Below are 23,560 nucleotides of genomic sequence, written 5' to 3'. Positions count from 1 at the left end.
GATCAGGGGGCGTACCAGAAGGCGCAGCGACGTTGCTGCGGTTCCAACTGCCAGCCCTGGGCGCTGTAGAACTCCACCACACCCGGATCGGCAAAGAGGCTCACCCGCTCCACCTGCTGGGCCCGCAATAGATCGATCACATACGTCATCAGCTGTTTGCCTAAGCCCACGCCCTGATACAGCGGGTGCACGGCCACATCCCACACGGTGGCTTCAATCACCCCATCACCGGTGCAACGCGCGAAGCCCACCAGACGAGGCACACGTGGGTCATGGCGCCAGAGGCCCACGACCAGCAAACTGTTCTCCAAGGCCTTGCGCACACGCCGGAGGGGGCGGCGGCTCCAGCCCACGGCATCGCAGAGCTGCTCCAGCTCATAGAGGTCAATCTCCCGCTCGGTGCTGAGCACCAGGCTGAGCTGTGGGTTGGGCGTCGAGCACAGGCGATGGCCCTGCCCATAAAGGCCCTGGAGCTCGGTAGGAGGAGAGCTAAGCATTGGCACGATCCTCTCCCACTCTGGCGAAAGCTGAGCCAGGCTGGAGACCGTTCAATCACCGGAAGGCCCCTGGAGCGCTCCCCCCTGCTGGTGTTCGTGCACGGCTGGTTGCTCTCCGGGCGGCTCTGGCAGCCGCTCACCGCTGAGCTCAATCCAGCCTGGGACACCTGGAGCCCCGATTTACCGGGGTTTGGTGCGCAGCCGCGCCCGCGGGGGCTGCAGCCGAGCCTTGCCAGCTACGGCCGCTGGCTGGCGAAGGCGGCGCGCGAGCAGGCGGGGGATCGACCGCTGGTGCTGATCGGCCATTCCCTCGGCGGCAGCCTGGTGGTGCACGCAGCTCCCCATCTCGGGCCGCAACTAGCGGCGGTGGTGCAGGTCGCCGCTGGCGGCGGCGTGTTCCAACCCCGCCCCTTCCGCATGGTGCGCCGCGGCGGAGCGGCGTTTCTGCGCTGGCGACCGGGCTGGCTGGCCCAAATCCCGGGAACCGAAGCGATTCGCAGCCCGCTGCTGGCGGAGCTGAGGGCGGCGCAGGGCCTGCTGGCCTCAAGCATGCAGAGAGGTGCGGTGCAGCAACTGCCGGCCATGGTGGCCCAACTCCAGGTGCCCAGCTTGTGGGTGGCCGGTAGCCGCGACACGGTGATGGAGCCGCGTTATGTGCGCCACCTAGCGGGTTACAGCCCGGAGCACCAGTTCGCGTTGTTGGAGGGCGAAGGACACCTGCCGATGCGCACGGCTCCTGTGCCGCTGGCAGAGCTGCTGAACCGCTGGCTCAAGGAGCAGGGCATAGCTCCGAGCCGCGAGCAGTCTCAGAGCCTGGCCAGCCCCCGTTCCTGGAGCTCAGCCAACTGCGCGTAGAGGCCACCGGCGGCACGCAGCACCTTGTGACTGCCCTGTTCAATCAGGCGGCCACGCTGAAGCACCAGGATGCGATCGGCCGCTTCCACAGTGGCCAGGCGGTGGGCGATCACGATGGCTGTGCGATCGCATAGCAGCCGATCGAGATCACGCTGCAGGGTGGCTTCGGTGGAAGGATCGAGGAAAGCCGTGGCCTCATCCATCACCAGCACCGATGGATCGCGGATCGCCACGCGCGCCACTGACAGCAACTGCCGCTCACCGGAAGAAAGATTGCCGCCGCGCTCACGCAACTCGGTCGCCAGGCCCTGGGGCAGGCGCTGCAGCAGCGGCTCGAGCCCCAGATCGCTGCAGAGGCGCTGCAGCTCGGTGTCGCTGATCGCCGCATCGAGGCGCAAGTTGTCGGCAACGTTGCCGCTAAAGAGGAAGGTGTCTTGCAGCACCACACCCAGCCGCTGGCGCAGGGTGGGAATCGGCAGCTCGCGGATGTCGATGCCATCCAGCAGGATGCGGCCTTGCTGGGGCTCATACAGCCGGCAGAGCAGACGGATCACGGTGCTCTTGCCGGATCCGGTGGGCCCCACCAACGCCACGTGCTCACCCGGTGCGATGCGGAAGGAGAGGTTGGTGAGGATCGGGTCGTCGGCGCGGTAGGCGAACGACACGTTGTCGAACACCACCTCGCCCGCGCTGCTGCGCTCAGCACCACTGAGAAGTGCAGCGGCCGAGCGCTGCTCCTGGGGGAGCTCCTGAATCTCGATCGGCTGCTCCATCAGTTCACCGATCCGCTCCACAGCAGTCAGGCCGCCTTGGATCTGGGTGAAGCGTTCCGCTAACTGGCGCAGCGGATCAAACAGGCGCTGGGAGAAAAGAATGAAGGTGGTGAGCGTGCCCAAACCCATCGCGCCGGCTGTGACCATCCAGCCACCAAGCGCCAGCACCAGGGCAATCGCACCGAGCGACACCCACTCGATCAGGGCGGAGATGGCCGAGTCGTAGAAGATCGTGCCATTCACGGCCTGGCGGTAGGCCTCTGTGGTTTTGGCGAAGCGAGCGGAGTTGTAGGCCTCACGGCGAAACATTTGCACCACCTCCAGACCCTGCAGGTTTTCCTGGAGATCGGCATTGAGCTGGCTGAGCTCTTCGCGAACGCGGTAGTTGGCCTTGCGGTAGCGGCGCTGCAGCCAGAGCATCGTGAGTGTGACCGGCACCTGCGAAGCCAGCAGCAGCAGGCCCAGGCGCGGCTCAATCGTGATCATCGTGGCGGCGATCACCAGCAGGGTGACCAGATCGGCAAGCAGGCCCACCGCCCCGCTGCCAAACACCTCCGCCAAGGCATCCACATCGCTGGTGAGGCGGGTGAGCAGCTTGCCCACCGGCGTGCGGTCGTGAAACCGCAGCGAAAGATCGAGGGCGTGGGCGAACAGGTCGTTGCGGATGCGGGCCGTAAGCCGCTGGCCCACCGCCTGCACGTTGAAGCTCTGAAGCCCCTGCAGGCCGAGACGCACGCCCACGGCGGCGAGCAGCAACAGCACCAGGGTGCGTAGCTGCTGGGCCAGGGGCAAGGGCTCAAGCCAGGCGAGCACCGGCTCCTGCCGCAACGCCGAGATCGCCTGTCCCACCAGGAGGGGCTGCACCGCCGCGGCTCCCGCCACGGGAATCAGCAGCACCATGGTGAGCAGCAATCGCTTGCGGTCGCGGCCCAGGTAGGGCAGCAAACGTCGCAGCCGTTGCCGATCGAGATTGGCCATCAGGTTCCAGGCCGGCTGGAGACGGCAGCGATTTGATCCACGATCCCCTGCAGCTCACCGTCATCAAGGCGCAGCGCCAGGGGATGCCCCACCAGGCGGGCTGTGGAGTGGAACAGATCTTCAATCGCGATCAGGCCGTTCTCCACAAGGGTGCGGCCGGTGGCCACCAGGTCCACAATCGCCTCACTCATGCCGGTGATCGGGCCGAGCTCCACGGAACCGGCCAGATGAATCAGCTCCACCGGAAGATCCAGCGCCTCGAAATACTCCTCAGCGCAGCGGGTGAACTTGCTGGCGACGCGGCAGTGAGCGGGCAGATCGGCGGTGCGGCGGTAGGGGCTTGTGGCTTTCACGGCCACGCTCATGCGGCAGCCACCGAAGCCCAGATCCACCAGATGAGCCACCGGCAGCTGATGCTCACGGAGCACGTCGTAACCGACCACGCCCAGCTGGGCCTGGCCGTAGGCCACATACACAGGCACATCGGCATTGCGCACGAGCAACGCCCGGGCCCGGCCACAGGCGCTGGGCACCATCAGCTGGCGATTACCCGGCTCGAGTACCGCCGCGAAATCGAGGCCGGCAGCAGCGAAACGTGCCACGGAATCCTTGAGGAGGGCTCCCTTGGCCAGCGCAACGGTGATCATGGGAGTCAGCCTGAACCGGGACTTTAACGATGCAACAGGCCGCCACCGCAGCCCCGATCGCCAGCCGGGTGTCGTTGATCCCGGTGCTCAGCGACAACTATGTGTTTGTGCTGCATGGAGATCAACCGGGACCTGCCGTGGTGGTGGATCCAGCGGTAGCCGAACCGGTGATCACGTGGCTGGAGCAGCGGCAGCTTGAGCTCACAGCCATCCTGCACACCCACCACCATCACGACCATATCGGCGGCACACCGCAGCTATTGCAGCACTGGCCGCAGGCTGCGGTGATTGCCAGCAGCGCTGATCTTGCCCGCATTCCCCTGCAAACCCAAGGTGTGCAGGGGGGCGATCGGTTTGAGCTGCTGGGACGCACCGTGCAGGTGATCGACGTGCCCGGCCACACCGCCCACCACATCGCCTTTTATCTCGCCCCCGCAGGCGGGGATAGCGGGCATCTCTTCTGCGGCGACACGCTGTTCGCCGGGGGCTGCGGGCGGTTGTTTGAGGGCACACCTGAACAGATGCACCGCTCGCTGCAGCAATTGGCAGCCCTGCCGGGGCCCACTCAGGTGTGGTGCGCCCACGAATACACCGCCGGCAACCTGCGCTGGGCTGCGGCCGAAGCTCCCACCGATCGCGCGATCAGCGAGCGGCTAACCACCACCCTGGCCCTACGGGAGCAGGAGCAACCCACCCTGCCCAGCACGATTGCGCTGGAGCGGGCCACCAATTTGTTTGTGCGGGCGGAGAGCCCAGAGGTGCTGCGCCACCTGCGGGGCCACAAGGATCTTTGGAAGGGCTGAGCGCTCAGTGGGCAGCCGCGCAGAGCTCTACGCCGGCGGGGAAGAGGCGTACCAACTCACCAGCCCGCAGCCGCAGCCGGCAGCGCTGCCCGCGGGCGTAGTCCTGCTCGAGGGGGAGCCGCAGCCGAAGGCGGCGCTCACCGCACTGCACCTGATACAGCCACTCGCGGCCCAGAAATTCACGACCGATCACCCAAGCCTCAGCTGTGTCGTCTGGCGTGAGTTCGATGCCCTGGGGGCTTACCAACACCTCCAGATCATCAGCGCTGCTGCGGGGGAGCAGCTCCGCCTCGGCGGGAATGTTCAAGGCACCCAGCGGGGTGGTGAGTCCATGCCCCTGCCACTGGGCCGGCAGCAGATTGCTCTGCAGCACAAAGCGCCCCACAAAGGCCGTGGCTGGGGCTGTGACCAGCTGCTTGGGGCTGGCGCACTGGTGCAGATGGCCCGATTCGAGCACCGCCACCCGATCGCAGATGGCCAGGGCCTCCTCGGGGTCGTGGGTCACGATCACACCGCTGGCCCCGCAGCGAGCCAGCACCCCCGGGAGCTCGGCGCGCAGGCGCAGCCGCACCTCCACGTCGAGGTTGGAGAAGGGTTCATCGAGCAGCACGAGCGAACAGCCGGGGGCCAGGGCACGGGCCAGGGCCAGGCGCTGACGCTGACCGCCCGAGAGCTCATGGGGGTAGCGGCGCTCGAGGCCCTTCAGACCGAGCAGCTCCAGCAACCAGCCGGCGCGGCTGCTGTCCTGACCGCGGCGCAGACCGAAACAGGCATTGCGCCAGGCATCGAGGTGGGGAAACAGGGCGTAGTCCTGAAACACCATGCCCACACCGCGCCGCTCCGGCGGCAGCCAGCGATGGGGGCCGGCCACCTCCTGCCCGCCGATACGCACCACGCCGCGATCTGGTTTCTCAAAGCCGGCGATCAATCGGAGCAAGGTGGTTTTGCCGCAGCCCGAGGGGCCCAGCAAACCCACCAGTTCGCCTGGGCGCAATTGAAAGTGGATATCGCGCAGGGTCCAATCGCCGCTCGAGGCCGGGCCGCTGTAGCGATGCCACAGACCATCGAGCTCCACCTGGGGCCGCAGGGGCAACTCAGGGTTGGACAACTCGATTCGCATCAGGCGCTCTGGCCATAGGCTCAGCGCCCATCTTCCCTCCAGCATGACCAGCCCTGCGATCGAAGCCGTGACCACGAGCGCTGCTCCTGCACCGGTGGGCCCCTACAACCAGGCCGTGAAAGCAGGCGGCGTGCTCTATTGCAGCGGCCAGATCGCCCTCGATCCCGCCAGCGGCGCGATGGTGGGTGCAGGCGATGTGGAAGCAGAAACCCGGCAGGTGTTGAGCAACCTCAAGGCGGTGCTGAGCGAAGCAGGCTGCACACCTCAACAGGTGGTGCGCACCACGGTGTTTCTCGCCGACCTCAGTGATTTCGCCAAGGTGAATGCCCTCTACGCCGAGATGTTCGGAGCCGGCGTATCCCCAGCTCGGGCCTGCGTGGAGGTTGCCGCCCTGCCCAAGGGTGCACGGGTCGAGATCGATTGCATTGCCGTGCTGGGCTGAATCAGCGAAGCCGAATCACTCGAAAGGTGAGGTTGATCCGCTCGGCCACCACGCGAGCCCGAGGCGGCAGCGCGTGCTGCCAGTGGTTCTGGCTGGGTGGATCCATCACCAAGAGGTCGCCATCTGCAAGGTTCACGGCGAAAGCCGCTTCCGTTCCTCGGCGTGGCCTGAAGCGCAGATCACGGGCAACGCCGAGGCTGAGGGAGGCAATAGGGGCCTGATCGTCGAGCTCAGCCTCATCGTCGGCGTGCCAACCCATCCGATCGGCACCATCGCGGTAGCGGTTGAGCAGCAGGCTGTTGAAGCGAACCTCAAGCTGCTGCTGCAGCAGATCCCGCAACGTCTCGAGATCCCTAGTCCAAGGATGGATCTCCTGCTGGAGACCGCTATAGCGGTAGCTGCAGCCTGGATCAGCCACCCAGCAGGTGAGCCGCGGCGTGCGGTGCTGCTTGCCATAAACGGTGACCAACGGCTGCTGCCAAACCAGCCCATCAACCAAGCGCTGGCGCAGATCCTGGGTGCCGATGCCCTGCTGCTGCAACCAGGCTGAGCCATGGCGCAGCTGCAAACCAGAACGCTCAATGCGGATCAAGGCGATGGAGAGCCGATCTTGGTGGTCCCCTGAGCCTGCTGCAGCGGCGGCGGGGCCACCGGCAACAGCCGCGTGGCCTGATCAATTAAGGGAGTGGGATCGAGCGCCAGCATGCGGTCACCATCCCGGCGACGCAGCTCCACATGCAGGTGGGGGCCACTGGCACGGCCGCTCTGGCCCAGCTGTCCTAGGGGTGTGGCAGCGGGCAGGAAATCTCCCTGTTGCACCGAGGCCGAGAGCAGATGCGCATAGAGGGTCTGCCAACCCCGGCCGTGATCGAGCACCACGGTGAGGCCATAGCCATCGAGCTCCTCCACCAGCACCACGTGGCCTGGAAGCATGGCCAACACAGGAGTGCCCTCAGGCGCCACCAAATCCTGGCCAGCGTGCATGCGCCAAGCGCCACGGCTGTCGGAATAACGCCAGCCGTAGGGATCCACTTCCTCTGCAGCAACCGCCAGCGGGTACACCAACCGCAGTGGTTCGCCGGGCCGCAGAGGCCACGCATCATCCTTGGGTAACCCAGCCAGAGCGCTGCTCACCAGCACCACATCAGCCACCTGAGTTTCGGCAGGAATCAGTTCTGGCCGCGGAGGCAGCGTTGATTGGCCGGTAGGAACAGCCAGGGTTTCAGCCCGCACCCCAACCACCAACACTGCGCAGAGCGACAGCAGGGCAAGCAGCAGTGACCTTGGCTTCACACACCCAGCGCAGAGGCTGGCCCGTTGTAACGGGCTCCTCTCCAAGCAGCCAGCCAGGGCGAGGGGTAAGCTCCCAGCAGGCGGGGCGTGGCGCAGCTTGGTAGCGCGGGTGCTTTGGGAGCACTAGGTCGCAGGTTCGAATCCTGTCGCCCCGATTGACTTCTCACCAACCAGGCCTGAGAGGCGGGCTCAAAACGGGCTCAAAAATCCGTCCCACTCAGGCTGGGAGTGTCTGGGAGCGTCCGGGGTTGTCAGGGCCGTCCCCCGTAGCCTCCAGTGCGAGCAAGCCTCAACGGCGGCGATACCGAGCTGCGTCATCTCTGAACGCATCCATCCCCTTTCGCCGGATCCGCTGATGGATCGATCGCAGATCTCCGGTCCCAGGAGTTCCTGTCTTTCGCATCCACAACGATGACCCATACCCCCCACTGGTCCGTGCAACGTCAGGCCGCCGATTGCCTGGGCGTGAGCGAGCGGACGCTGCATCGCTGGCGCTCCGCCGGCCTACTCAAACCGGGCGAGCACTTCCGCCGGAAGTTCCCCTCGCCCAACAGCCCGCTGCTCTATCACCTGGAGCGCTGCGAGGAAGCCATGAACCACGCCTGCGCACGTCCCTGGCAGCAGCTCGAGCGGGCACCCCAGTGCTCACGCGAGAACCTCAAGCGCCGCTGAAGACGGTCCTCAGGGCTGGCCCTGCCCCCTCCCGCCAACGGAGCTCCCCAGGGCCAACCCCGCCAGGATGCTGAGCCCCTGATTCACTGCTTCATCAATGAGGCCTTGGGGCCGGGCACAGAACAACGCCACGGGGTGCTCTGGAGTGGAACCGACCGAGGACTGCTTCGGCGCATCGGGATCCACAACACCACGCGAGCGGCGAGGCTCGTCCACCCGCCGCTCCAGCGCCGGCAACCCATTCATCCGCACGTACAGCCAGCTCAGGGCAGTGCAATTGAGCAGGTCAAACGCCAACGTGGCGCCCTGGAATCCCAGGATCCCGGTGGAGATCCAGACCACCAGCCGGCGGGAATCCATGGAGCATTGGCGAACTGCTCAGAAGGGTTCCGGGCCTGATCCATCCGCCATGGGTTCGTCAGGCAACTGAGCACTGAGCCGATCTGCCAATTCCAGACAGCGGTCCATCTCTTCCCAGAGCAACTCCCGCCGCTCTGAGGTCACAGCAAAGGAGCGGTGGTGCAGATCGCGGCCGAGATAACGCAAGGCATCGCAGATGCGGCGCCAGTCAGCAGAGCTGAGTTCGTGGGAGGGATCGGTCATGGGTTGATCCTGCCTGCCGCAGATGACCCCGCCGGAACCCTCAAGGGTTCTCCGCGACTCCTCAATGCCACTCACTCCTGAGGGCTGGACCTTGCTCAAAACCTGGGAGGGCTGCCGCCTGAGCGCCTACCCCGACCCCGCCAGCGGCGCTGCTCCCTGGACCATCGGCTACGGCCACACCGGCGCGGAGGTGGTGCCGGGGCTGACGATCACGCAAGAGCAGGCAGAGGCCTGGCTCAAGCAAGATGTCGCTGAGGCTGCCGCTGCAGTGGATCGGCTCCTGATCAGCGTCACGCTCACCCCCCGTCAACGCGATGCCCTGATCAGCTTCTGCTTCAACGTCGGCGCGGGAGCCCTCGAGCGCTCCACCTTGCGCAAGCGCCTACTCGCCGGGGAATCGTCAGCTGATGTGATCGCCGAGGAGCTCCCGCGCTGGAACAAGGGCCCCAAGAGCCCGCTGGAAGGGCTCAAGCGCCGAAGGGCTGCAGAGGTGTCCCATGCACAAACGTCAGAGGCCGCTGCTCCACAAACCCAAACGGCGAGATCAGCTTCGGTCCCCAGCCACGAGCCGATCCAGCTCCTGGACGCGGTGCATCACCACAAGGGGTTGGCGCACCAACAAGAGGCCTGGTTGCAGTTGGAGCGCTCACTCACCGCAGAGCAACGGGGTGCTTTCGCGGAGATGTTTCGCACTCCGGCGTCACCATCGAACGCGACTTCCCAACCTGAGCTGCCCGGCCTGATCGAACTGCCGGTGCCCTACCTGAGCCAGAACGACAGCGCCACCAGCCAAGGGCCGCGCATGTGCTTCTCATCCAGTTGCGCCATGGCTGCTGCCTTCGTGAAACCCGATGCGCTGCGTGGCCCCGGCCAACTGGACGATCAATACCTGGCCTTGGTGCAACGCCACAGCGACACCACTGATGCCAATGCCCAAGTGAAAGCGCTTCAAAGCCTTGGGCTGCAAGCACGCTTCCGCACCGACGGCTCCAGCGAAGACCTGATCGAGCAACTCAAACGGGGACTCCCTTGCCCAGTTGGTTGGCTCCACAAAGGACCTGTCTCGGCCCCCAAGGGCGGGGGCCATTGGAGCCTGGCCATCGGTTGGGATCCAGCCAAGCGCCAGTTCCTGATGCACGACCCCAACGGAGAAGCCGATCTAGTGAACGGCGGCTACGTGACCACGTCCATTGGCAGCGGAGCGGGCCAGCGCTACTCCGAGCGCAACTGGGGGCGCCGCTGGATGGTGGAGGGCGCCGGCAGCGGCTGGTGGATAGAGATCAGCCCGGGGGCCTGACGCGCCAAAGCGGGGAACACTTCCAGCAGTTGCTCCAGATCACCCATGACCTTCACTCCCGCCATGGCGTCCATCCCCCTGCACAGCGATCACCATGTGCGACTTGGATTGGAAGCCCAGTTGCGCCAGTGCTGGGCGATGTACAACGCTCTGCCAACAGAAGCCAACCGTTATCAACTGGTGCGGTTGGAGCGCTTGCTGCAGAGCCTTTGATGGCATCAAACCCACAGGGGGTGTTACAACCCATCCAGAGCAGAGGATGACAACTGCTTGTCCAAGGAGGTCTGAGGAGGCCTCCTTTTTTAGTGGCCACAAAAGGTGGGACGAACATGGAGATCCATCGCTGCATTCGTTACTGTCCGTGCAGCAATCTCCTTCGTCACCATGCTCACCGGTTCTGACCTACTCGCCAAAGTGAAAGAGCTGGGCGATGTGTCCAAATCAGACCTCGTGCGCAGCTGCGGCTACGTGAGCACCAAGAAAGATGGTGGCGAGCGCCTCAGCTTCACCGCCTTCTATGAGGCCCTTCTGGAAGCCAAAGGTCTGAGCCTGGGCAACGATGGCGTGGGCCGGGGCAAAGGTGGCCGCAAGCTCAGCTACACCGCCACCGTGCAAGGCAACGGCAACCTCCTCGTGGGCAAGGCTTACACCGCCATGCTCGACCTCAAGCCCGGCGATGAGTTTGAAATCAAGCTCGGTCGCAAGCAGGTGCGCCTCATTCCCGCTGGCGGTGTGGACGAGGAGGAGTGATCTCCTGAGAGTTGCAGCGAGCCGCTGTTGATCAGCGGCTCTTCACGCAGTAACTGCCCGAGCTGTACCAGCCCAGAGGACAACTGCTGCCCTGCTTCTGGATCGTTTCGCGGTTGTTGCTTGGACTACTCACGCAGTAGGACCCTGAGCTGTAGAAGCCAAGCGGGCAGCTGCCGCCAGTCTTCTCAAGTGCACCACGGGTGTTGCTGCTCTTGGATGGCACGCAGTAGCTCCCGGAGGCGTGGTAGCCCAGTGGGCACCCTCCCACTTTGGGGAGGGGTTGCACAGGTTGTTGGGCAATCGCGACTGGGCCAAAAGACGCGATCAGTCCTAGGGGTAGAAGCACCCCCACAAAGGGTTCCCAGAGGTTCCTGGTGATGGTCATGTTTCGCTGCTCTGAATAATCCGGCACAACCGGTTGATCTGCTCTGCTTCTTCGATCGTGTTGGCCAGGCCGCTCGTTAATCCGGGGCAGCCCACCACGATCGACAGGCATTGAGCCCGACTGATCGCCACGTTCAGGCGATTCGGTGAGAGCAAAAAGCCCAACCCCCTTGGTGCGTCATCGCCACTGCTCGCAGTGAGGGAAAGGATCGCAACCGGTGCCTCCTGTCCTTGGAATTTGTCAACCGTGCCAACTCTGGCTTTGCCGTCCAGGCGCTGGCGTAGGCGATTCACCTGCACGTTGTAGGGAGCGATCACGAGGATCTCTTCTGAGCTCAGCCTGCCGCTGCCTTTGGCATGGGTGTACGACCCACCAAGGAGTGCCGCCACGATCTCATCGATCCGCTCGATCTCGGCCTCACTGGTCACGCTGCAGCCGCTGTGGTGCACGGCTTCAAACACCATGCCCCGATCGGGTAGTGCACGCCCTGATGCAGTCAGGCACGGCCTAGCCCACTGGATCGCGTTCACGGCGTTGGCACTGCTTGCCTGCAGGCGCCCGTCATAGAAGAGCTCGGAGACCACCGCCGTGATCGAGGGCTCCATCCGCCAACTGGTGGAAAGAAACACACCCTGATCAGGTGGCACTACATGGGCCCCCTGCATCAGGTATTCGAGGCAGGAGTCCCCGGAGGAGCCGGGGTGATCGGCCTGGGAAGGCTGGGCCAGCTGTTGTTGATCACCCACCAACAGAATCGAGCGAGCGCAGCGGGCCATCACCAACAGATTCGCCAATGACATCTGGCCCGCCTCATCCACCACGAGCAGATCGAACTGATCAGCCAACACCTCCCGGGCGAACATCCAAGCGGTGCCACCCACCACGGCCATCGCAGGGGTGATGCCATCGGGATGCACCAGAGGAATCCCTTTGCCGGTGAGCGACTCCTCTTTTTTGCTGGTGTTGCATTTCACGACCGCGCCGCTGAGTCCGCGCTCCGCGCAGGTGTACTTGGCCTTGATCAGCAGGTTGTTGATCGCTGCATGGCCGTTGGAGCTGATCGCCACCCGCTTGCCCCGTGCCACGAGATCTGCAATCACCTGTCCTGTCACCGTGGTTTTTCCAGTTCCAGGTGGCCCCTGCAGAGCGAGGGTGCAGCCGCTGCGGTTAGCGAGGAAATCAGCCAGGCGCGCAGCGACACCAGAGGGATCAGCTGCCACCGCGGCGTTCAGCGGTTTGAGCTCGGGCAGGGTTTGGCGCTCGAGCAGCTGCACCATCGCCTGAGGGATCGGTGATGCTCCGCTGTGCCAGGCCTTGGCCTGCTCGAGCAGGCTGTCGCGCAATTTCTCAGTGATGTCCGCAGGAACCGCGATCAGACTGCAGAGCTGATCAGGGATGCCATCACCGAGGCCTTCACTGCGCCGCTGGTCCCGCTTACTCCAGGGCAGCTTGAGGGTGATGCGGCCACGCTCGGCGTCGAGGGCATCGATGTCGAGCTTGAGGCCCGTATCTGCGATCTCGAGCTGCGGGGAGCGATCGGCATCCCGCGCTCCGATCTTCAGGGGTTGGGATGGATCAAAGGAAAAGGTGTGATAGTCAGCGCCGGTGCGCTTGCTCTCACGGGCCTGCACGCTGCGCCAGCGGGCCTCCGCAATGGATTCGCTGTCATCAATCAGATCCGACGGGCTGAGCTCTGCTTTATTGCGGCGATCGAAATAGGCCCACCACGCCACCTTCGCTTCACGGTGGTGAAAAGGCAGTAACTGCGCCAGGAGCCGCTGCACACGCCAGCTCAGGCCCCGCGGTCCGCGTTGCTCCTGCGCAACCAGTCGTTCATCACTTCCGGTTGGCCCTGGATCGCTTTGCAGTGCCTCCGGGAGTTCACCCAACAGCTCGGCGCTCAGCTGCCCAAGCGGCCACGGTTCTTTCTGCGGCTTTTCATCTGACGCTGTCTCCAGCGGGTTCTCCGGAAGACCTCGCTCACGCCTCAGCCCCCGCAGCCAGTCGTGCAGGAAAACCGTGGACTCGCAGTCTTCCTTGTTGTAGTTCTCGATGCCCTGAAGCAGCGGGCTGCCGTCGGGGAGAGCACCAGGGTGATTCGGTTCACCGGAGTTCTGCCAGTTGAGGTAGGCCACCACCGAATCGCCGGCATTGGTCACTTCAGCGGCGCGCTTCTCCATGTAGAGGTGCTCCACCTTCTTGATCGAGTAGCTGGGCTCACCGAGCACGATTGAGCCGGTCACCACCGGCAAAAGATCCACCAACAAGCCCGAGCGCAGCCATTCATCGATCACCGCCTCCCGCGTGCAGTGCTGTTGAGCCAGGCGGCGCATCGCCGTCTTCTCGTAGCTGGCGTAGTGGTAGACGCGCAGGCCGGGATAACGGCTGCGGCGGTCTTCCACCCAGTCCACCCATGCTTCAAAGGCCTTCTTCTCCTCCAGCGGGCTGTGGGCCCACCAGGCCTTGAACTGCGGTGGGCCGCCGGGGATGTCCCGGTAGCAGGCACCAAAGAGGTATTCGAGCTTGGTGCCAGCCACCGAGTCCTGGATGCCCTCCATGTCGAACCAGATATCGCCGTCATCGGCCGCAGGCAAGGCAGCCAGGCCCTTGCCTTTGATCACGGGGCGGAGCCGATAAGCCGGGCGGCCATCAGGAGCAGCTGGCGTGAGCTGGAGTTCGGCCTGTTGCCGCAGCTCATGCAGCGCTTCGGGGTTGAGTCCGGGAACTGCCGTACCGGCGGGCAACGCTGCCAAGTCGTCGATCGTCGCGATCCCTGCGGCGCGCAGCTTCTGCCGTTGGCTCTGACGCATGTTGGCCACGAGCATCAGATCGCCCTGATCTGCCAGCCGTTGGTCAATAAAGGCGGTCCAGCCGGCGTGATCACCGGGCATGTCTTCTGGGACAGCCTGAGGATCAAAGGTTGCGCGGAAGCTGCGGTAGCGCTGACGCAGCAGCTGGTACCAGGCCCAGAACTGATCGGTGGCGTAGCGCTGAAAGCGACCACCACCGAGATAGAGCTCAAAGTGATCAGGTCGCTGGCCAAGCAGCGCAGTCAACAGCTCGCAATAAGCCGAGGCCTGCACCAAGAACGTGGTTTTGGGCTTGGAGGCCAGCTTGCACTCAATCGGGATGTAGCTCCAGCTGCCCAGCCCTGAGGGTTGCTCAATCCGGCGCAACAGGTCGGCAGAGCCGCGCAGTTCGTCGTTGCAGAGCGAAGCCTGGTGGATGAAATCAAAACCCTCCGCCATCGCCGCCCTGGTGGTGGTGTAGTCGGCGTCGTTTTGCTTTCCAGGAAGACGGGCGATGCGATGACCCTGGGCTTCCAACTTGCTCAGCAGTACCTGCTCATGGCGCAGACCATCGGCAAAGAGCTGCTGATCGAGCGCACTGGGCTCGGGCTTGCTCTCCTGAAAGAGACCGCGTGCTTCCAGTTCTTCCCACCAGGCGCCGATCACCGGGCTGCGGGAGAAGAGGGAGAGCTTGCTTGGGGTGATCCGAGACATCCGGCTTCGATCCATCAGCCCAGATCCACATTGGCAAGCATGTTGCGGGCATGCAGCAGTCGATCGGAGTCGATGCTCCACAAGGAGATCGACCGGTGATTGGCCTCCGGGTCCTGTTGGAATTGCTGCACCACCGCTTGATGCAGCCCCTCCAGCCTTCCAATAAGGGCCAGAGCGATCTGCTGGTCTTCCAGAGGGCTGGTGGAGAGTTCAGCGATCAACCCCAAAACCTCTTGGACCTTGCCGCTGCCCTCGTCTGCCTTGGCGACAGGCCCATAGGCGCACGGCTGCAGATGTTGCATGGCGAGCAACTCCTGGATCGTCCCTGGTGTTGACGTCTCCGCAGCGACCTCTGGCTCTGGTTGGGCAATCTCGGAGGGCTTGGGGAATGGCCCCCGGTTCTCATTCGGATCGGGCTTGAAATTGTTGCTGTGCCGGAAACGCTTGAAAAAAGACGCCATCAGGACTGATGCGGATGCCGTCACCCTCGGGTAGGCGGCCTGAGGTGTCTCTGGTTTTCGTGCGAAGAACCGCAAGCAGCGTCTTTGCATCCGTCCTTCGCACGTAATTCGAGCTTTTGGAGACGAAGCCACCGGAGAGTTGGTTCAGCGTCTTGACCCCCAGATGACACGCGAACGCGACCCCTATCGGATTCCCCGCGCTGGCTGGGAGATCGCCCCAACGGCAGGCGTGGCGTCGATCGACCTGAACGGCAACCACGGTGCATTGACTGGTGGTGAGTTCGTCGGCGAGAGCACCGTCGGCGGAATGCTCGTTTATGCGATTTACCAGGCCCTCCTCACTGGGCTGCGCACCGAAGCCATGCGCAAACGCGGTGAGATCGACCGCAACACCCAGGTCAAGGTCATCGTGGCGAGCGTCTGGGAAACCACCAAGCAAGGTGCCGCCGTGAGTGCAGTGCTCGGCGTGGTGCTTCTGGTCTTCCCCTGGCTTGGCTTACCGCTGAGCTTGATCGGGATGGTTGGCCTGGGTAAGGCTTCGGTGGACCTTGCCCACGCCTTTTGGGATGGCCTCAGCGAGGCCCAGCGCTCAGACCTCCATCGCGCTGCCTTTGAGGCGGGCGTGAACCTAAGCCGCCTCATCAGTGGAGCGGGTACGGCCTCTCAAGCGGTATGAGTCGCGCCTTCGCCATCGGGCTCACATCAGCGTTCATCACACGCATCCCAGAGCTGGTCTTCGACCCTCAGCTGATCGCCACCCTCCAGGAACGACTGGCCGCCCATGGAGCCCAACTGCAGGGCCAGCTCCCCGAACTCTTGTTGCGGAGCAACAGCCCTGAGGAAGCGATCCGTAGTTGGCTTTCGGATAAAGATCTGAGCCACTGGGTTCCCCAGGCGCAAGGCGGATCAGCCGCACAGGGCTGGCAATTTGAAACCGCCAGCTGGAATCGCAGTCGGGGCGCCGAGCCGATGACTCCGCTGGAGGTGGGCCGGGCCCATGTGGATGGAGGGTTCGATGCCATCCAGGCGCCTGGAGTCGCGGCTGATCTTGCCGGCCACTGCCTGGAGGCGGCCGTGATTGCAGCTGTCATCACCCTTGGCTGGGAATTGACGCGCAACCGATCTGCCTGGCTCGAGGCGACAGCGTCCGCGCGGCGCGATCGCTTGATCAAAACCCTGCGATCCGTTGGTCTGGCGTCCATCAGCGGAGCATCTCTGTCTCTAGCGGTGAGCTTGGCCATAGCGCTGATCCCAGGGGCCCAGATCTGGCTGATGGCAGGCGCGATTTGCAGCGCCGCTCGAGCGTTGCCAGGTCAGCGGGATCAGGCGTTTGATCTCAAGTCGTGGATTTCAACCTGAGTCATCAACAGCTCTCATCTCTGGTGTGCCTGTGAATAAGACGCCACCACAGCTAATGCGCGGCGAGCGTGCTCCATCCGGAGCTCCTGGGGCTCCTCGATCACCACATCCGACCCATAACCAAACAGCCAACGCCTGAAGTCCACATCACGCGCCACGGTCCAAGGGGGCAGATCCAGTTCCACAGGGAAAGGATGGGAGTCGCCAGCAACCGGCTCCAGCACCACCGGTGCCTTCGCGGAATGACGCCAGCGGTCACCGGCAAGCGGCTTGGAGAAGCGCATCTGGTTGAGGGGATACCGCTGTAGGCCTTCCCGCAGGAAGCGATAGACCCGCTCGGTGCAGCGAAAGCGCACGGTGGTGAGCAGCTCTGGTAGCTCGTCGATGGTTGCAGCCGCCAGCTGTTGCTGCAGCCCGGCGTCATCACCGAAATAGATCCCGCCGCTGAGCTCCATCAGCCGGGCTAGGCGCCGAATGCCATCGGCGCGCTGCTGCGGTGACCGGCGAAAACCACTCTCCACCTGGCGCAAGGCCAGGCGATCCAGCCGTTCGGTGCGGATCAGGCCATGGTCATGGCCAATGGCGTCGTCCTCGTAGGCCAGATACCAACCGATGTTGTGAAACAGAAGCTGCAGCGGCCAGACCCGAATCGCATCTCGGGGCTCCTCGCCGTGCTCGGCTGCATCACTGAAGCGCTCCAGCAGAACGCGTTGGCCACCTGCGATCGCAGCCTCAAGCTTCTCGGCCTGTTCGGGCACCGCCAGCGAGTCGCGCCGCACCAGATCGGGGTGCACGATCGAGCGATTGGCAAACACCCGCACTGGCAGCTCGTCTTCGCGCAGCACGCCTCCCCAGCGCAAGCGTTCATCCAGCTCAGCCAAGAGGTCCTGGGCGGTGGGGTCCCCCAGTCGCCCCGCCGCCTGACTCACAACCTGATGAACCTCCCGCAGGCGCGCGGCGGAGAGCACTGCCGTTCCCAGGCCGTAGCCGTGGCGCGCGTTGTCATTGCGGGTGCGGAAGCCGTATGGCGTGAGCACACGCTCCACGTCCTTGCGCAGGGTGGAGGCCTCACCGGGCATGTAGACCCCAGCCAATTGGGCAATCAGGTGCTCGGGCAGCGGCACGCCCTTTTCGCAATCAAAGGGGTGATGCAACAGATGGCGCAGCAGTGACAACACGCGGATGAACACGCTGCGGTCCGCCATCGGCGGCCAGCCACCGAGGTTTTTCTCGCTCAGCTCCACTGGGGCCATCGGCGGCTCCAGGGGTTGCTGGGTTGGCGTTGCATCGAGGAACCCCTGGCTCTGCAGCCAGAGCAGATCAACTTCGAGAGCCTCCACTTCGCCGTAGCACTCGCCCCGCAACCGAGAGAGCAACGCCGCCGCCCTCTGGGCCATCGAGCCTTCCGGAAGTGGATTGCAGATCGCCTCCAGTTCGGCGCGGGTGGTGGCATCACCAGCGCTCAGCCCGGGGAAGCGGCTGAGCAGTTGCAACAGATAGAGCAGTCGCTCCAGATCCAATAAGCGTGAGTAGCCGTGGAGCTCTTTGGCCTGCTCGCGGTTGCGGGCTGCGGCGATGCGTTTGTCGAGGCGAGCGATCTCCAGCTGCAGATCCGCCTTGAGATCGGCACCAAGTGAAGGATCGAAGTCCACCAGTGCAGCAAAGCCTTCCTGGCGGTCGGGCTGGAAGTCGCGATCGTTCAGGGCAGCTGCAAACTGCTGCACCACCAACTCCGGCACCTGGCGCGCGCGCTGTTGGTTCCACTCCAGGCACACCTCGACAGGCGTGCGCAGCCACCAGCCGATCCACTCCACCTGGCGAGCAAGCTCCAGGCGCTGCGTGAAGGCCAGGCGCCAGGGACGCCGCGCGTGGGTGGCGTCGATCAACACCGAGCGGCCCTCGGCCACGCAGCGCTGAACATCGGCGTGCAGGCGCTCTTCCACCTCATGCCAGTGGCCCTGGATCATCGAGTCGCCGTACAGCTCCTCGCGGATGCGGTCGGTGGAGAACAGCTCGGCGTCAAGCAGCGGCGCCAGCAAGGCCGCGATGGTGGTCTTGCCGCTGGCGGGCGGGCCGATCAATAGGTGGCAGCGCAGCGCGGCGGCCATGTCCACAGCCAAGGTGTTCGCATCATGGGCATCCCGGCCCGGCCTTGCCGGCTCCGCCCTGCGAAGAACGATCGGGCGCTACCGGAGCCGGGGTTCTTCGCACGGACATTGGGCTGAATCGCGCCTTGGCAGCAAAAGCTGAGCGGAGCCCTGCACTGCGCATTGATGAGCGCCACTGCCGATTCCCGGCCCTACCGAATCCCTTCGTCCCTGCGGGATCTGGTGATGCTCGATCTGCTCGAGCTCACCGGGAGCACCACCGCCACCGCGGAGTTGCTCACCATGTCTCAACCGAGCGTGAGCCGCCGCTACCGCTCGGTCGCTCGCGACCTAGGGCTTGCCCGTCAGAGCGATGCCCCATTAGGCCGCCGCTTTGCCGATGCCCCCTGGATTCCGTTTCTGCGTCGCGGCATCAACCACCACCGCCTCACCGGTGGGGTGTTGCGGGTGGGCAGCGGCCGGGAGCTTGAGGCGGCGTTCTCCGGAGTGCCCTGGGCCCAATGGATTCGGCTGGGCCGCCAACAGCAAGAGCAGTGGCGCCCGCTGTTGAGCCTGGAGCTGCTTGATGCGATTGCCGTGGAGGAGGTGCCAGGCCTCTCCGCTGAAGAAGCCGTATCCCTGACCTTGGTGGAGGTGCGCAGCGCCCGCAACGGCGCCGTGGTGTTGATCTGCCGGCGCGATCCGCTGGTGCTTGAGATCTGCGCTCGGCTTTGCACCTGATTGGCAGTATCGAGAGGGCCGAATCAAACAGTCCAGGGGTACTCCTCCAACACCCTCTGCAGCGACGACAACACCGCCAACACGTCATAAAGCTGCACTTGCCGTTGTTGTCCAGCAGCTTGTGGATGGCCCATCCAGTTCCCAAACTCCCGCACCTGGTCCAGGCAACTGATCAACCAACGGTTCGCTCCCCGCTTGCGGAGCTGGCGAATGCCGCCATACAAGTTCAGGCGGCCCTGATGAGGAACATCACGGAGGCTGTGCAACACCAATTGCTCCACCACCCGGCGGGCATGAATGCCCAAGGCGATGGGGGCGATCTGCTCGGCCCGCAGGATCTCTAGGAGCTCGCCGAGATCATGGGCCAGCGCACTGGAATGCTCCTGGCGTGGATCGACGCGATCCCGCAGCAAACCGTTCAACCGTTCCAACCCCGGCAAGCCGGTGGGCAAGGGAATCCGCAAGTCCTGCGCGTCCACCCGCGCAAGGGTCGAATCAATGGCCTCGCCAAGAACACTGAGATGGCGATCGGTTTTGTCGAACAGAATCAACCGCTCCAGATCGGGCAAATGGCGAAAGGCTTCGCGATAGGCCTCGAGCAGCTCAGGCACGTGGGAGAGCGCATCAATGCCTTGATTGCCACTCCCCAACAAAGGTGAGGCCACCGCGGCGCAAGCGATACCGCGCATCGGCAGGAGCGCCAACAGCGAAAACAGGCGGTTAAACGGCGGCCAGGGCACCAGATCGCCCTCCTGCCACTCAATAGCTCCTTCAACCACGGCAATCCGCTTGAACCGGCTTGGAGGCGCCTGATCACCCAGGTCCAGCGGTGCACTCACCCAGGCCTTCAAGGGGCTGGAGCGCAGATCAAGGGCAACGTCGAGCTCCGACAGCCTCAGCCCATAGGCCTCATGGAGCCGCCCGAGCAGGGTTCGGGGCACCGGGGCGTAATGCCCCCGAAAAGCCGACACCACCAGGAGGTCGCTCTGGAGCCCCAACTGGGGGTAGTCACCGACCTGGAGTTCAACGCTGCGCTCGCCAGTCGCTGTATCGACGTCGAAGAAGTTGAGCAGCACCGATGTAACGCCCAGCCTGTGTTGAGTCTGGCGAGAAACACGCGCAGGGGCTCGGCCGTCCTTCGCACGAGATCAGCCTCGATCAGCCCTGAGGCGGGAAACAGTGGGTTCAACCAAGCAAGGAGCTGTGTATGGAATCCCGTTTACCGACCACGGTGTTGAGCACCCATCCCGAACGGCCGGGCATCTGCCGTGAGGGCTGCGAGTTCGATGCCTTGATCCAGCTGAAGTCACCGCCGCTGGCCGGTGTCAGCGAGCAGCGCAAGCCCGTTGCGATCGCAGTGGTGATCGATCGCTCCGGTTCGATGGCGGGCCCGAAGCTCCAGGCCGCCTGCGCAGCGGCGCAACAGCTGGTGCGCCAACTCACCCCGGCCGATCGGCTGAGCGTCATCAGCTTTGATGACCAGGTGCGCACGGTGGTTCCCCTCAGCGCCCCCAGCCAAGCGGCGATCGCGGCCATTGGCCGGATCCGCTCCGGCGGGCAGACCGCGCTCTTCGATGGTTGGCGGGTGGGGATGGAATCGCTGCTCCAGGCCGAAGCGCTCACGGGCCATCAAAAACGGGTGGTGCTGCTGACCGACGGGCAGGCCAACGCCGGTCTCACGCGCCGATCGGAGGTGGCGCCGCTGGTGGGGCAGGCGAATGAACAAGCGATCAGCACCAGCTGCATCGGCTTAGGGGAGGACTACGAGGAGCGGCTGCTCACCGCCATGGCGGAAGCCGGCGCTGGAAATCTGGTGCACCTCACCAGCCCGCAACAACTGGAGGCGGTGTTTGCCGCGGAACTGGAGGGCCTGAACCTCACCCTGGGGCGTGATCTGCGCCTACGGCTCAACCTGGCGGAGGGTGTGAAGCTCAAGCAGATCCATAACCCGCTGGAGCCCGGGGCGGATAGCTGGATTCAGCTCGGCGCGCTGCAAGCAGGCATCACGCCCACGCTCGCCGTGCGGCTGCAGATCGCTCCCGAGGACCAGTCACAGGAGCAAGTGCGCGATCTGCTCACTGTGGAAGCGCAGTGGATCAATGCAAACGATGAACCCGAGCAACGGGAAGCGGTGATGCGCTTGCCCGTCGTGGAGTTCGAAGAGTGGCGGGCATTACCCGTGGATCCCGACGTGCAGCGGGAGGTGTTGCTGCAACAAACGGCGGGGCAACGGCTCCGGGCGATGGAGGAGCTCGATCAGGGAGATTCCACGCAGATGCTCTACTCGGTTCAGGCTGCGTTGCACAGCCTGGATCGAGCACCTAGTAGCCCTGAGATCGATCAGGAGAGGAAGTTGCTGGGTGAGTTGTTGGACCTGATCTCAACCAACAAACTCTCACTGGCGCGCAAGGTGATGGGCACGCAATCGTTCATGCGGGCCCGCGGACGCAAGCTGCGCAATCAGGAGGGCCGTGATGACCTCTGAGCTACAAGCGCGCTTGCTGGCGGATCTCCATCAGTTCGCCGTTCCGCGCCATGCCCGCTGGGATCCGCTCGGGCTGATGGGTGTGCGGGAGAGCCTGCGCGAACGGCTCTCTGCAATGGGCGAGCTCGAGGAGCACCACTTCGATCGCGCCGGCGAAGCAGGGGTGAATTTGATTCTCAAGCTGCCTGGCCAACGGGCCAACGCCTCGCCCCTGCTGGTGGGGGCGCACTATGACGGCCCCCTGCACTCACCCGGCGCCGATGACAACGCCAGTGGCTTGGCCGCCTTGCTGGAGCTTGCCCAGCGCTGGCGGGCAGAACCGCCTCGGCGGCCGGTGTGGCTGGTGGCCTTTGATCAGGAGGAATGGGGGATGGTGGGCAGTGAGGCGCTGGCCACTGAGCTCAGGGCCACTGGCCAGCCGCTCAAGCTGATGGTGAGCCTGGAGATGCTGGCGTTCACCAGCGAAGAGCAGGCCTACCCCCATCCCGCCATGCGCCAGGTGTATGGCAGCACGGGCGATTTCATCGCGCTGGTGGCCAACACATCCGCCGGACTGATGCTCCCTGGCTTATCGGCAGCAATGGGCCGCTACGTGAAAACCAAGGTGTTGCCGGTGCCCAACCGCGGCGCCGGCATGCCCGATGTGCGTCTGAGCGATCACAGCCCCTTTTGGGATCAGGGCTACAACGCCTTGATGGTGACGGACACCTCGTATATGCGGAATCCGCATTACCACCAGATGAGCGACACGGTCGACACGCTTGATCTTCCGTTCTTCTGCCAGGTGGTCAATGGCCTTGATGCGGCACTCAGCCGCCTCTGAGGCTCAGGCAGCTTTCTCGGCCTCTGACTGGTCGTCCTCTTCTACAAGTGCCGGGATCAGTTCTCGGAGCAACTCAGCCACGATGATCCCCCGGTTGCGAAAACCCATCTGGGCTTTGAGCCCATCAATCCAATCCACCACATCCCGCGGGAGTTCCAGTGTGACCAACACCTTCTCTTGCGGATTGGTCTGTTCGTTGGACTCCATCGCAGCCTGATCAGGGCGCTCATGATGCCCGCCTCGCCCAAACAAACAAGACCCCCACTTCCCTGATGCCCACCAACAGCCAGACCGACAGCTGCATCGCCACTGAGCGCGGAGCGCTGGTGTTCTGGGCGCCGCCACCCAGCCCAAGGCGGCAGGGGACCAAGGTGCAGATCATCGATGTGTTGTCCCTGCAGGTGGCCACGGGCTACACCCGCGACCCCCAGGGCAAGTTGCTCTTGGAAGCCCAAGCCTCCGTGGCCGCGGGGCGCAGCTGGACCCTGGCCAAGGCCGCACAACTGATCCGCAACGACGCGCGGCCCCACCGCTGGGTGGCCTTGGAACTCAATAAGCGGGCGTGGGGCCTGTTCTGGGCCGGTGGCGGGATCCAGCGCTGCAGGGAAGTGTTAGCCGAACGGATCAGCGAGACGGAGGCTTGCTCCGCCCTGGTGCCGGCAACTCCAGAAGCCCTGCTTCGGCTGATGCTTGATCTGGAGCCTCAGGGGCAGGTGACTCCGGGGACTCAGCGCTGGCGGATGCCGGGCCCAGCGGTCGACAGAACCCCCTGGACTGGGCCCAACCCCTGGACCGTCGTGGCTTGGACATCCCTGGCCTGGATGGCGGTGCTCGGCATCACGGTGGCGGGATTCCTGGGGGCCCTGGAGCGGCAGGACCGCAAGTTGGATCTGCTGTTGGAGCGGAGCGGGGCAACAAGTCTCCCGGCGCACGGAGCAGGCTCGGCTCCCTGATCAGGGCTGATCTATTCACCCAGCGCATAAAAA

Annotated in this window: 27 protein-coding genes and 1 tRNA gene; 14 read left to right on the top strand and 14 right to left on the bottom strand. The window is 64.4% G+C overall.

Going from position 1 to position 23,560, the window contains the following annotated elements; all coding sequences use genetic code 11:
• Positions 1-2: 2 nt before the first annotated feature.
• Positions 3-497 (bottom strand): GNAT family N-acetyltransferase, encoded by a 495-nt coding sequence (locus KJJ24_RS02105; RefSeq protein ID WP_214340543.1) that lies wholly within the window; start codon positions 495-497, stop codon positions 3-5.
• Positions 498-593: 96 nt separating this feature from the next.
• Between KJJ24_RS02105 and KJJ24_RS02100 the strand changes: the two genes are divergently transcribed.
• A complete protein-coding gene (locus KJJ24_RS02100) occupies positions 594-1,352 on the top strand; it encodes an alpha/beta fold hydrolase (protein ID WP_250544865.1) in 759 nt (252 codons plus the stop codon).
• Here KJJ24_RS02100 and KJJ24_RS02095 read toward each other — a convergent pair.
• Positions 1,304-3,103, bottom strand: coding sequence for an ABC transporter ATP-binding protein (locus KJJ24_RS02095; RefSeq protein ID WP_214340539.1), 1,800 nt, complete (start codon positions 3,101-3,103; stop codon positions 1,304-1,306). The genes KJJ24_RS02100 and KJJ24_RS02095 overlap by 49 nt on opposite strands.
• Positions 3,103-3,750, bottom strand: a complete 648-nt coding sequence (hisG, locus tag KJJ24_RS02090) for an ATP phosphoribosyltransferase (protein ID WP_214340537.1) — start codon at positions 3,748-3,750, stop codon at positions 3,103-3,105. The genes KJJ24_RS02095 and hisG overlap by 1 nt, the downstream gene beginning before the upstream one ends.
• 29 nt (positions 3,751-3,779) lie before the next feature.
• Between hisG and gloB the strand changes: the two genes are divergently transcribed.
• Positions 3,780-4,553, top strand: coding sequence for a hydroxyacylglutathione hydrolase (gene gloB, locus KJJ24_RS02085; protein ID WP_214340535.1), 774 nt, complete (start codon positions 3,780-3,782; stop codon positions 4,551-4,553).
• A 4-nt stretch (positions 4,554-4,557) separates the two neighbouring features.
• Here gloB and KJJ24_RS02080 read toward each other — a convergent pair whose 3' ends face one another.
• Positions 4,558-5,673 (bottom strand): ABC transporter ATP-binding protein, encoded by a 1,116-nt coding sequence (locus KJJ24_RS02080; RefSeq protein WP_214340533.1) that lies wholly within the window; start codon positions 5,671-5,673, stop codon positions 4,558-4,560.
• Between the two features lie 43 nt (positions 5,674-5,716).
• On the opposite strand from KJJ24_RS02080, the gene KJJ24_RS02075 reads away from it, so the two are divergent.
• On the top strand, positions 5,717-6,115 hold the full coding sequence (locus KJJ24_RS02075; RefSeq protein ID WP_214340531.1) for a Rid family detoxifying hydrolase: 399 nt from the start codon (positions 5,717-5,719) through the stop codon (positions 6,113-6,115).
• Position 6,116: 1 nt separating this feature from the next.
• On the opposite strand, the gene KJJ24_RS02070 is transcribed toward KJJ24_RS02075, so the two are convergent.
• Together KJJ24_RS02070 and KJJ24_RS02065 are read right to left on the bottom strand one after the other, a co-directional pair.
• Positions 6,117-6,707, bottom strand: coding sequence for an alpha-ketoglutarate-dependent dioxygenase AlkB (locus KJJ24_RS02070; RefSeq protein WP_214340529.1), 591 nt, complete (start codon positions 6,705-6,707; stop codon positions 6,117-6,119).
• Positions 6,704-7,408 (bottom strand): M23 family metallopeptidase, encoded by a 705-nt coding sequence (locus KJJ24_RS02065; protein WP_250544864.1) that lies wholly within the window; start codon positions 7,406-7,408, stop codon positions 6,704-6,706. The genes KJJ24_RS02070 and KJJ24_RS02065 overlap by 4 nt, the downstream gene beginning before the upstream one ends.
• 81 nt (positions 7,409-7,489) lie before the next feature.
• On the opposite strand from KJJ24_RS02065, the gene KJJ24_RS02060 reads away from it, so the two are divergent.
• Together KJJ24_RS02060 and KJJ24_RS02055 are read left to right on the top strand one after the other, a co-directional pair.
• A tRNA-Pro gene (locus KJJ24_RS02060) sits at positions 7,490-7,563 on the top strand.
• A gap of 256 nt (positions 7,564-7,819) precedes the next feature.
• A complete protein-coding gene (locus KJJ24_RS02055; protein ID WP_214340527.1) occupies positions 7,820-8,080 on the top strand; it encodes a helix-turn-helix domain-containing protein in 261 nt (86 codons plus the stop codon).
• Positions 8,081-8,089: 9 nt separating this feature from the next.
• On the opposite strand, the gene KJJ24_RS02050 is transcribed toward KJJ24_RS02055, so the two are convergent.
• Complete coding sequence (locus KJJ24_RS02050) at positions 8,090-8,440, bottom strand: hypothetical protein (protein WP_214340525.1); 351 nt, start codon at positions 8,438-8,440, stop codon at positions 8,090-8,092.
• An 18-nt stretch (positions 8,441-8,458) separates the two neighbouring features.
• Entirely contained in the window at positions 8,459-8,683 is a 225-nt protein-coding gene (locus KJJ24_RS14885) for a hypothetical protein (protein WP_250544863.1), read from the bottom strand.
• A 64-nt stretch (positions 8,684-8,747) separates the two neighbouring features.
• Between KJJ24_RS14885 and KJJ24_RS02040 the strand changes: the two genes are divergently transcribed.
• From KJJ24_RS02040 to KJJ24_RS02030, 3 genes are all read left to right on the top strand, one after another.
• Positions 8,748-9,980 carry a glycoside hydrolase family protein gene (locus KJJ24_RS02040; protein ID WP_214340523.1) on the top strand — a complete coding sequence of 411 codons (1,233 nt, stop codon included), beginning with the start codon at positions 8,748-8,750 and terminating at the stop codon, positions 9,978-9,980.
• A 45-nt stretch (positions 9,981-10,025) separates the two neighbouring features.
• On the top strand, positions 10,026-10,193 hold the full coding sequence (locus tag KJJ24_RS02035) for a hypothetical protein (protein ID WP_214340521.1): 168 nt from the start codon (positions 10,026-10,028) through the stop codon (positions 10,191-10,193).
• Between the two features lie 171 nt (positions 10,194-10,364).
• Positions 10,365-10,730: an AbrB family transcriptional regulator gene (locus tag KJJ24_RS02030; RefSeq protein WP_214340519.1), complete on the top strand. Its 366-nt coding sequence runs from the start codon at positions 10,365-10,367 to the stop codon at positions 10,728-10,730.
• A gap of 31 nt (positions 10,731-10,761) precedes the next feature.
• Here the strand turns inward: KJJ24_RS02030 and KJJ24_RS02025 are convergent, their stop codons facing one another.
• Genes KJJ24_RS02025 through KJJ24_RS02015 form a run of 3 tightly spaced genes read right to left on the bottom strand, consistent with a single transcriptional unit; the run spans position 10,762 to position 15,079 of the window.
• Positions 10,762-11,115 (bottom strand): hypothetical protein, encoded by a 354-nt coding sequence (locus KJJ24_RS02025; protein ID WP_250544862.1) that lies wholly within the window; start codon positions 11,113-11,115, stop codon positions 10,762-10,764.
• Positions 11,112-14,618, bottom strand: a complete 3,507-nt coding sequence (locus KJJ24_RS02020; protein ID WP_214340517.1) for a TM0106 family RecB-like putative nuclease — start codon at positions 14,616-14,618, stop codon at positions 11,112-11,114. The genes KJJ24_RS02025 and KJJ24_RS02020 overlap by 4 nt, the downstream gene beginning before the upstream one ends.
• Before the next feature lie 14 nt (positions 14,619-14,632).
• Positions 14,633-15,079, bottom strand: a complete 447-nt coding sequence (locus tag KJJ24_RS02015; protein WP_214340515.1) for a hypothetical protein — start codon at positions 15,077-15,079, stop codon at positions 14,633-14,635.
• A 163-nt stretch (positions 15,080-15,242) separates the two neighbouring features.
• Between KJJ24_RS02015 and KJJ24_RS02010 the strand changes: the two genes are divergently transcribed.
• A complete protein-coding gene (locus KJJ24_RS02010) occupies positions 15,243-15,755 on the top strand; it encodes a hypothetical protein (protein WP_214340510.1) in 513 nt (170 codons plus the stop codon).
• Entirely contained in the window at positions 15,752-16,438 is a 687-nt protein-coding gene (locus KJJ24_RS02005; RefSeq protein ID WP_214340509.1) for a hypothetical protein, read from the top strand. Before KJJ24_RS02010 ends, KJJ24_RS02005 begins: the two co-directional genes overlap by 4 nt.
• Before the next feature lie 14 nt (positions 16,439-16,452).
• Here the strand turns inward: KJJ24_RS02005 and KJJ24_RS02000 are convergent, their stop codons facing one another.
• Positions 16,453-18,546 (bottom strand): AAA family ATPase, encoded by a 2,094-nt coding sequence (locus KJJ24_RS02000; protein WP_214340508.1) that lies wholly within the window; start codon positions 18,544-18,546, stop codon positions 16,453-16,455.
• A gap of 165 nt (positions 18,547-18,711) precedes the next feature.
• Between KJJ24_RS02000 and KJJ24_RS01995 the strand changes: the two genes are divergently transcribed.
• Entirely contained in the window at positions 18,712-19,266 is a 555-nt protein-coding gene (locus KJJ24_RS01995) for a LysR family transcriptional regulator (RefSeq protein WP_214340507.1), read from the top strand.
• A 23-nt stretch (positions 19,267-19,289) separates the two neighbouring features.
• On the opposite strand, the gene KJJ24_RS01990 is transcribed toward KJJ24_RS01995, so the two are convergent.
• Positions 19,290-20,342: a hypothetical protein gene (locus KJJ24_RS01990; protein ID WP_214340506.1), complete on the bottom strand. Its 1,053-nt coding sequence runs from the start codon at positions 20,340-20,342 to the stop codon at positions 19,290-19,292.
• Between the two features lie 131 nt (positions 20,343-20,473).
• On the opposite strand from KJJ24_RS01990, the gene KJJ24_RS01985 reads away from it, so the two are divergent.
• Together KJJ24_RS01985 and KJJ24_RS01980 are read left to right on the top strand one after the other, a co-directional pair.
• The gene (locus KJJ24_RS01985; RefSeq protein ID WP_214340505.1) at positions 20,474-21,751 is read left to right on the top strand and encodes a VWA domain-containing protein; all 1,278 of its coding nucleotides are present in this window, start codon (positions 20,474-20,476) and stop codon (positions 21,749-21,751) included.
• Entirely contained in the window at positions 21,741-22,574 is an 834-nt protein-coding gene (locus KJJ24_RS01980) for a M20/M25/M40 family metallo-hydrolase (protein ID WP_214340504.1), read from the top strand. The genes KJJ24_RS01985 and KJJ24_RS01980 overlap by 11 nt, the downstream gene beginning before the upstream one ends.
• 3 nt (positions 22,575-22,577) lie before the next feature.
• On the opposite strand, the gene KJJ24_RS01975 is transcribed toward KJJ24_RS01980, so the two are convergent.
• Positions 22,578-22,781 (bottom strand): hypothetical protein, encoded by a 204-nt coding sequence (locus tag KJJ24_RS01975; RefSeq protein ID WP_214340503.1) that lies wholly within the window; start codon positions 22,779-22,781, stop codon positions 22,578-22,580.
• Between the two features lie 65 nt (positions 22,782-22,846).
• On the opposite strand from KJJ24_RS01975, the gene KJJ24_RS01970 reads away from it, so the two are divergent.
• Positions 22,847-23,527 carry a hypothetical protein gene (locus KJJ24_RS01970; protein ID WP_214340501.1) on the top strand — a complete coding sequence of 227 codons (681 nt, stop codon included), beginning with the start codon at positions 22,847-22,849 and terminating at the stop codon, positions 23,525-23,527.
• Positions 23,528-23,560: the final 33 nt, after the last annotated feature.

It is taken from the genome of Synechococcus sp. LA31 (assembly GCF_018502385.1).
In the GTDB taxonomy this organism is placed as follows: Bacteria; Cyanobacteriota; Cyanobacteriia; order PCC-6307; family Cyanobiaceae; genus Vulcanococcus.
Note: the sequence above shows the minus strand (reverse complement) of the source record. Positions and strands in the feature narration are given on the sequence as shown.